6 protein-coding genes are annotated in these 8695 nt (G+C 41.3%); all 6 read right to left on the bottom strand.

Annotation, left to right across the window (positions count from 1 at the left end; genetic code table 11):
* Positions 1–6 precede the first annotated feature (6 nt).
* Positions 7–735, bottom strand: a complete 729-nt coding sequence (gene tatC, locus HMPREF2637_RS03775) for a twin-arginine translocase subunit TatC (protein WP_038676006.1) — start codon at positions 733–735, stop codon at positions 7–9.
* Positions 722–2407 (bottom strand): FTR1 family iron permease, encoded by a 1686-nt coding sequence (locus tag HMPREF2637_RS03780; protein WP_064524463.1) that lies wholly within the window; start codon positions 2405–2407, stop codon positions 722–724. The genes tatC and HMPREF2637_RS03780 overlap by 14 nt, the downstream gene beginning before the upstream one ends.
* Entirely contained in the window at positions 2385–3590 is a 1206-nt protein-coding gene (gene efeB, locus HMPREF2637_RS03785; RefSeq protein WP_064524464.1) for an iron uptake transporter deferrochelatase/peroxidase subunit, read from the bottom strand. The genes HMPREF2637_RS03780 and efeB overlap by 23 nt, the downstream gene beginning before the upstream one ends.
* A gap of 5 nt (positions 3591–3595) precedes the next feature.
* Entirely contained in the window at positions 3596–4468 is an 873-nt protein-coding gene (efeO, locus tag HMPREF2637_RS03790) for an iron uptake system protein EfeO (protein ID WP_064524466.1), read from the bottom strand.
* Positions 4469–4718: 250 nt separating this feature from the next.
* Positions 4719–8432: a pullulanase gene (locus tag HMPREF2637_RS03795; RefSeq protein ID WP_064524468.1), complete on the bottom strand. Its 3714-nt coding sequence runs from the start codon at positions 8430–8432 to the stop codon at positions 4719–4721.
* 117 nt (positions 8433–8549) lie between these two features.
* On the bottom strand, positions 8550–8695 hold a 146-nt coding region (locus HMPREF2637_RS10810; protein WP_141760015.1), incomplete at its 5' end, for an N-acetylmuramoyl-L-alanine amidase family protein.

Consider the following 8695-nt stretch of genomic DNA (forward strand, 5'->3'; position numbering starts at 1 on the left):
TCCTTTCTATTTATCTTTATATTTTCTTTGTTTACGTTTATAAATGAACTTACTTAGAGTTACGCTAACTTCATAAAGCAAGATTAAGGGTGCCGTCATGGCCAGGTCGCTGATAAAGTCAGCTGGTGTTAGAATGACCGCCAAAACCAAGAGAATAAAGTAAGCATAGCGTCTATAATGTGTCAGAAAAACTGGTGTTATTATGCCGATAGATGTCAAAAAACTCACAACTACGGGGAGTTCAAAGAGAACGGCCAAAGGCACTGTCGTATGCAGTAAGAAACTAAGGTAGTTCTGTGCTGTAATTTGTGTATTAAAGAGCCCTTCGCCTAGTTTTAAAAGCACCTCTAAGATAGCTGGACTAACAAAATAATAACCAAAAGCCAAACCCAATACAAAACAGACAAAAGTTGCTGGGATATAAGCAAAGATAGCACGCGCTTCATTGTCCCTCAAACCTGGTTTCACAAACTGCCAAATTTGGTAGGTGGTGAAAGGCAAAGTGACCGTAAAAGCCATGAGACTAGCCAAGTTAATGTAAATCCAAAGAATATCGTTAGGCCCTAGAACTAATAAAGGCTTGTCAAATCCTCTGGTTAGATAAGCATAGAGTTGCCCAGCAAACAACAGAGTAATACAAAAAACTAGGAAAAAGCATAACACTACTGCAATGAAACGTCTCCGAAATTCCACCAGATGCTCAACAATAGTCATCTCATCTTTATTTCTTGCCATGCTGTTTCACCATCACAAAGGCAATAATAGCAATAAAAATAAGTTGTGGAATCAAGACTTCCCAGCTTGGATAGATACCAGCCCAATCAATGGTTGGGAAACCACTAATCAAATGATTAGACATCATATTAGTCAACTGAAGGGCATGAACACTGACACCGAGCATCTTGAAGGCCAAGGCATAAATCAACCAAGTCAAAATAAAGAAAATGCGGTGCGGTTTAATATAGTGACTCGCTTTAGTCATAGCCACAGCAATGATAACAAGAACTGCAATGGCTGAAGCAATACCAATCAAGAAATTAGCTGTCGTTATACGTGGGACAATACCGACATAGAAAAGAATAGTCTCGGCACCTTCACGGAAGACAGCCAAGAAACTGAGTGCAAACATGGATACAAAGCTTCCAGTAGCCGTCACTGTCTTCATCTGGCGGTCCATAAAGTCATTCCACTGTTTGACTGAAGACTTGCTATGGAGCCAAATTCCAATCAGGATCATCATCGCAACTGCAAAGATACCAACGCCACCTTCAATAATTTCACGGTTAGCCCCCGAGGTCACAGCTGGAAAGACAACTTGTAAGATAACAGCTATAACTGCGCTGGCAAGAACACCAGCAATAGCTCCGCCATAAACCCATTTAAGTCCCTTACGCATCTTGGCTGCCTTAAGAGTTGTCACAAGAGCCATAACAATGAGGAGGGCTTCAACCCCTTCACGTAAGAGAATCAACATGGCATCAAAGGCATTATAAGAAGCACTTGTATCAATAGCAGATAGGTCTGTAATCAAGGCTTGCAGTTTGGCCTGATAAGCTTTTTCTTTTCCCTTAACCATGATAACAGGTGTTTCACTTTCCACACGCGTATAAAGGCTTGGATTAGTTGTGCTTACATCGCCTTCAATGGTTGGCCAGATAGTGATGAACTTCTTCATAGTTGCCGCAGCCGTTTTTTCATCACCTGCTTGGAATTGAGCTAGAGCCTTTTCCAAGAGCTTAATACCATCTTTTAGGGTTAAACTTGAGCTTGTGCTATCAAGAGGGACACCCTTGATAAAGTCATCAATCCCACCCTTGAGATCATCATAAGATGACTGGATGCTGGTGAAATCAGTAGGCTCCGTCTCAATGCTACTTCGCAAAAGTGAAATGGCCGTCTCAATCTTGCCGTAGTAGGCAGTACTGTGGTCACGGACAACAGCTTCATTTCGCGTCCAAGCATTATTTAATTCACTGTAAGTTTTGCGTGTTGCAGCCAGGTCTTTGGCCGTAATGGCATCCTGTAAGTTTTTGAAATAAGGCTCTAGGCGTGTTTCAAGTTTTTCCTTTTCGGCATCTAAATCAACAGGATTTTGCTCTTTCTCAAATTTAAGAAGGGCTGACGAAATGGAGGTTAGGTCCTCTTCTGTCACGTCACCTTTAATATCAAGAGCCTTGCTAACTTTTTTACCAGCCTTGGAATCGTGATTTTCTTTTGTTTCGAAATCAGTCTTAATCTCAGCAACCAATTCCTTAGCTTTTGTTTGATCTTTATTTTGAACAGCTGTTGTGGCATCTGTGATTTTGATGAAAAGATCACTGTATGATTCAGCAGCTACTGGATAGGTCCAGAATAAGGCTAAAAGCCCAAGCAAAACGAGGAGTTTATTCAAAGAGTGCTTGACCAATGTAGCCTCCTTTCTCCACGCCAGCAAAGCAAGCAAAGAGGCCACTTCCGATATGGGTGATGTACTCGTTCATCTTGTCTACAGCACCAAGATTGGTCTGTATTTTGACAAAACTGTCTGGATCCTTCTGGTAGGCAATGAAAATCAAACCTGAATCAAACTGGCCAGTTCTCTCATCAATGCCATCTGAATAAGAATATGAACGACGTAAGATAGGAAGGTCTACTTCTTTAGCCAAACGCACATGCGAATCGACTGGTAATTTTGACAAATCTACTTCGTCAAACTCATCTTTCTTACCAAAGGGAGCGCCTGATTCCTTGTAACGACCAAAGGTGTTTTCCTGCTCTTGCAAATTAGTACGATCCCAAGTTTCAAGGTGCATCTGTACCAGACGAAGAGCCATATAAGAACCACCCTTCATCCAATCTTTACTATCAGTCCAGACAACCTTGTCGAATTCCTTTTCCGTCGTAACATTGGCAGTACCGTCCTTGAAGCCAAAGAGATTTCGAGGCGTTTCCTTACGGTCTCCAATTGCTGCAAACCCTGATTTGCTCCACTTCATGGTGATTTTATTACGACCTTTACGAATCAGATTGCGGACAGCGTGGAAAGCTACTTGTTCATCGTCCGCACAGGCTTGAATCACGATATCACCACCCGTGTACTTGTCCTGCAACTGCTCCTTTGGAAATGGTGGCAAATCTCGGAAGAGCTTAGGACGTTTGGATTCCAAACCAAGCTTTTTAAGAAAATCAGCCGAAACCCCAAAAGTCAGACTCAGGCGATAGGGATTGAGTCCCACGGTTTCGCCAGTATCACTTGGTGGCAAGAGGGTATTAGAACCATCCTTTTTTACTAGCTCACCTTCTACTAATTTACTACTATAATCTGTCCAGTCTTTAAAAAGCTGGATGACTTCTTTTTTATCGGTTGTATGAAGATCTAGCACCACCAAGTAGCAAGCCTTCTGCATAGGAGTCGTAATCCCAGCCTGGTGCTTGCCAAAGAAGCTAATATCTTCATCACCATCATAAGCCTTTTTACTTGAACTATCCTGATTAGCGAAAAAAGCAGATGCACCAGAAAGACCAAGCGCAAGCCCAGCCCCTCCAATACCTGCTTTTTTAAGAAATTCACGACGGTCCATTTTTTGATCTAAAAATTTTTCGTCAGTCATTTTTCTTATTTCCCTTCTAGGATAACACCCATTTGTGATAATGGTTCACCAAGTTTAGTTACAGCTTCGGCCAATTCCTTAGTATCTGCCTCACTCAAATCTGTATAAGACTTATAGTTTTTCTCATCAGTCATGTGTTTGTCCAAAAGACCATTGACATTCTTGAATTCAGTTTCCAGAGTCTTAACAAGTTTAGCATCTTTCTTCTGAATCAACGGTTTGAAGAGTTCAAAGATTTTTTCCGCTCCCTCAATATTGGCACGGAAGTCGTAAAGATCAGTGTGTGAGAAGACCTCTTCTTCACCTGTAATCTTTTGAGTTGCTACTTCGTTCAGAAGGTCAACAGCACCTGTCAACATGATATCTGGGGTAACTTTAACAGTTGCAATTTTAGCTTTGAGTTCCTTAATATCGTTAACCAATTGATCTACATAGGCAGCTGTACCCTCTGTCGTGTTGTCTTGCCACATGATACGTTCGATACGGTGGAACCCTGACCAACCGTCTTCTGATTTATTTTCGTCCATGTAATCAACCAAACGGTAGTCGATTTTCACGTCAGACTCACCAAAGCTTTCTGCAATCGGCTCTGAACGCTCGTAAGCCATACGAACCAATGGGTATTGTTTCTTAGCTTCTTCAAGATTTCCTGACTTGAGGGTTTCACTGAATCCTTCAGTATCTTTCAAAAGCTGATCAATTTCGCCTTCTACGAAAGTCTTATAATCACTTGTGGCCTGCTTCAATTGCTTTTGCTCACTGGCTGTGAGTTTTGAGCTAGTTGAACTTGAATGACTTGAATTACCAGATTTGGCACAAGCCGTCAATAAAAGTCCTGATGCCAAAAGAACAACACCAAGTTTGCTAAGTTTTTTCATGAATGTCTCCTATTTTCAAGATAGTGTTCGACATTTGTCGTTATATATGTGAATCGTCGTTTTATCATTAATAAAAAACGAACGATGATAAGTCAATAATGATCTCTCGTATGTAAGAGAACAATATCTAAACTAACAGAAGAAACCAGCACTGTCAACGGTTTTAGGCTATTTAAGAACTATTCTAAAGAGCAGATAAGAATGATTCTAAATAAAAGAAAAACAACAGGAAATAACCTGTTGCTACTTATTATTTTGTACGACGTTTTCGAAGGAATCCTAGACTAAGAATACTTAGCAGACCTGCTACAAAGAGTCCACGATTTGTCTTTTCACCAGTGGATGGCAGTTGTTTATCAGTCTGATGACTAGCTTCAGTCTTAGCCTGACCATTATCACGATTAACAAGTTCAGCATCTCCAACAAGGTCCTCTTTACCTGAAGCCTTGACATTTGTTTTAGTTGCCTCAGTATTTTTACCACCAAATGACCCGGTCTTTTCAGAAGGCTGATCTACTGCCTCAGTTGGTGTTTTAGCATTAGTCAAACGAATAATAGTCGCTGTTAGTGGATCCAAGGTCAAGATGTGATTGTTGATTGCAACACCTGATAACTCACTAATTCCGGATAAATTGACTTGACTGCCATCTGCCAAAACCAGATAGGATAGGCTATTTGTAATCTTGCTCAAATCAAACTGACGAGCCTTGCTATCAGCATTGACATAGACAAGGTAACGGTCTCCATTCGAAGCAATAGTTTGGTATCCCAATACCAAATCTTCTTGAGCGACATTGTCCTGACCAGGAACTGTCAATAGCGTTAGACGTGCATCTACATCTGCTTTTGATTTGAAATTGAAGGCATCTGTCGACTTACGTAAGGCGATCAACCCTTTGGTAAAGGCGCGAGTTTTCGTATTTTCTGGGAATGCCTGACTATCAGTTGCTTTAGTCCAATCAAAATGATTGACGGCATCACTAGAATCATAAGAATCATGGATAAAGTAAGGATAGTCAAATGGATTGCCCTTTTCATCCACTAAGAGATGTGACTTATTCGGCACCTTGTCCTCAGACACAGGATAACGGTAGGCAGGATCACGGAACTGTTTGGTGCGGCCGTATTCCTGACCAGAGTGAATAAATGGTGTTCCCTGAGCAGTCAATACCATGAGGTTTCCTAGACGCAAGCGACGATGAATTTCAGCATTATTCTCAGGCTTGCTTGGATCCTTCTTGATTGATTGGGCAATAATATCAAAAAGGGTCAAATTATCGTGAGCAGCAATATATTGAATCACATCACCTGGAGAATCAGCTTCGAAGTTAGTTGGTTGTGCCTTGATATTGTCAAAGACCTTATTAATATCACGTTTGCCACCTGTGATAAAGGCAGGTGTCCCCTCGTTTGGATAACCTGATTTGAGGGTGTTTCGAATATCGTCTGAAAATACAGCTACGGTATCTGTGTCTTTCATCCAAGACTGATCGGCAGGCTGAACAGGGCTATTTTCATCGCCAGTATAAGTCACCCAGCCCTCACCAAGCATAATGAGGTTTGGATTAAGGGCACGTGCAGCATGATAAGCTTGCTCGATACTTTCAGCATCATGGTCACCCATCATATCAAAACGGAAACCATCCACCTTGTATTCCTTAGTAAGATAAGCAATCGAATCAACCAAGACACGACGACTCATATAGTGAGTCGTGCCTAGACGCCCCCCTCCAAAACTCGAACGAGGAGTGCCATCAGCATCCATAAAGTGATAATAATTTGGCTCAAGGTCTTCAAAAATAGCTGTCTTAGCTGTATGATTATAGACCACATCCAAGATAACGCCCATACCGTGGGCATGAATAGCAGCAACTAAATTCTTGAATTCTTCGATACGTTTAGCTGGTTCACTTGGGTTTTCAGAATACATACCCGTCAAAGAGAAATAGTTTTGTGGATCATAGCCCCAGTTGTAGTTACTATCACTTGATGCATAGGCATCCAAACGCTTCCCATTTTGCATTTCATTAACAAAATAGTAGCTTAATACTGGTAAAAGCTGAATATGGGTAACACCGAGATCCTTAAGATAATCCAAACGCTCAGCAAAGGCTGCGAAAGTCCCAAACTGATGTTTCAATTCAGTTGAGATAGCCTTATCAGAGGTGAAATCTCGGACATGAGCCTCATAAATGATGGCATCTTCTCGAGATTTAAAGTTTGGAATCTTAGCGTAGTCAAGATCTTTTGGTCCATAATTAGCAGGATCTACAAAGGCAGCCTTGGCAATCTTGTGTTCAGGTCCCTTACTGGCATCATCACTATTCCAAGCAGCCAAAGACTTAGCATAAGGATCCAAAACGATTACAGACTGATCACCACGTTTAATGCGATATTGATAGAAATAACCTGTTAAGTTTTCCAAGCCAAGATCAGTCGCAAGCAAGTCAGCTTGCCAAGTCCCTCGAGGTCCTTTGCTTAGGGCATGTTCAGCAAGAACCATGTCTTGATTATTCTTATCATAGACAATGATATCCACTTGATCTGCACTTGGTGACCAAAGTGTCACATGTGCCTTAGTACCATTCTCTTGAAGACGGGCACCCAATTCACCATCGTAACTGTAGAGCGCATCCTTCAATTGCCAACTCTCAGACGTTTTAAAACTATCATTACCCAAAGTGACCTTGTAAGGTAGATTTTCCGCAGCAAAATCACCTATTAGTGTAGCTTTTTTGAGTTTAGCATCCAACTCAAGCTGTTTAAGAGTTGCACTGTTACCATCCTTGTCTGTCACCTTTAGGTCTTTGAGAATGTCTTCAGATGAGACCTCGTCTAAGTTGGTAAAGCTGAGTTCAATTTTGCTTGGACTAAGTTGCTGAGCCCCAGTCAAACGCACATCCTTGACAAAGTAAGGGTTGGTGTAGACTGTCGTATCAGTATCTCGTACGAAAAGCTGACGAGTTTTTTTCAAGTCACTAAATTTATAATCATTTGGTTGAATTTTCACATCATCTCCTGTTTTGCTCTCATCTAAGAGTAAAAATCCTATCGATTTTGCCGCTTGTGTTAGCGGAATGTCTAAATAAGCACCATACTTACCATTTGGTTGGAAATTGACACCATCAGGCCAATTACTTGGGGCATCCTTTACATCTCCCCAATACCATACAGACTTATTGCCATAGTCGCCATCCGTACGGAAATAATTGATACGAACGTGATCTTGAGGGATAGGTTGATAACTGTAAACTTGAAAATCCTTGTCAATCCAGGCCTCATTCATTTGAGGACTAAGAATTTCGACTGCTTTATCACCTGAAAGGTTCGTTCCAGCGGCATTATTAATCAAGAAACTAAGCTTTTTAGGTGTCGAAGACAGCTTCACATCCAAGTAAACACCATAATTATCCTGTTTGGCTTCTGCAAATGAGGTTGCTCCTGTTGGCCAAGCACCTTTCTGAGATGATGGCGTCTCCACATCATCCCAAGTCCAAAGCCCAAGTGATGCCTTATCCTGACTTGGCAACTCTTGGAAATGCAAGCGAATAGTCCCCTCAGCAATAGGTTCCTCAGATGCATTAGTGAGAGCTTGACCATTATTAGTACTTACTGTTTTTGGCGTGTTTTCGCTAGTTTCAGTTAGCTTGGTAGGCTCAGTACGGCTAGTGTTTTCTTCTGAAAGAGAAACTGGCTCATTTTCCTTGGACACTGTGGCATTCTCAGCTGTTAGAGGAGCTGTTGGCGTTTCAGTTACTAGACCACTGGTGGTAAGACTAGAATCAGCTGATTCTACCTGTGTACTTGAGGCAGGTGTTGACACTACTTCTTCTGCCTTGACTCCATGAGTAGCAGCAAAGCTCAAAAAAACAGCTCCAATGGTTACAGAAGCCAACCCTAACTTGTACTTGCGAAGACTATAACGAAGGACTTTTTCGTCATTAGTTTGAGTATTCCTTTTCATACTAACTCCTTTTTGTTAACGTTTTCATGTTTTTTAATATACCATTTAGATTAGATTTATGCAAGCGTTTTCGCTCTTTAAAAATAAAAAAGAGAACCATAAGATTCTCTCAATCTATTAATTATAAATAGAATAGTAACGCTTAATCCCTGCCACAATTGCGTTAGCTAAAGTCTCTTGATAAGCAGCGGTATTCAAGCGAGCAGCTTCTTGTGGATTTGACAAGAAACCAAGTTCAAGGAGAACTGCTGGCGCTGTCGTTT

The organism is Streptococcus sp. HMSC065H07 (assembly GCF_001837325.1).
Taxonomy (GTDB): Bacteria; Bacillota; Bacilli; order Lactobacillales; family Streptococcaceae; genus Streptococcus; species Streptococcus salivarius_H.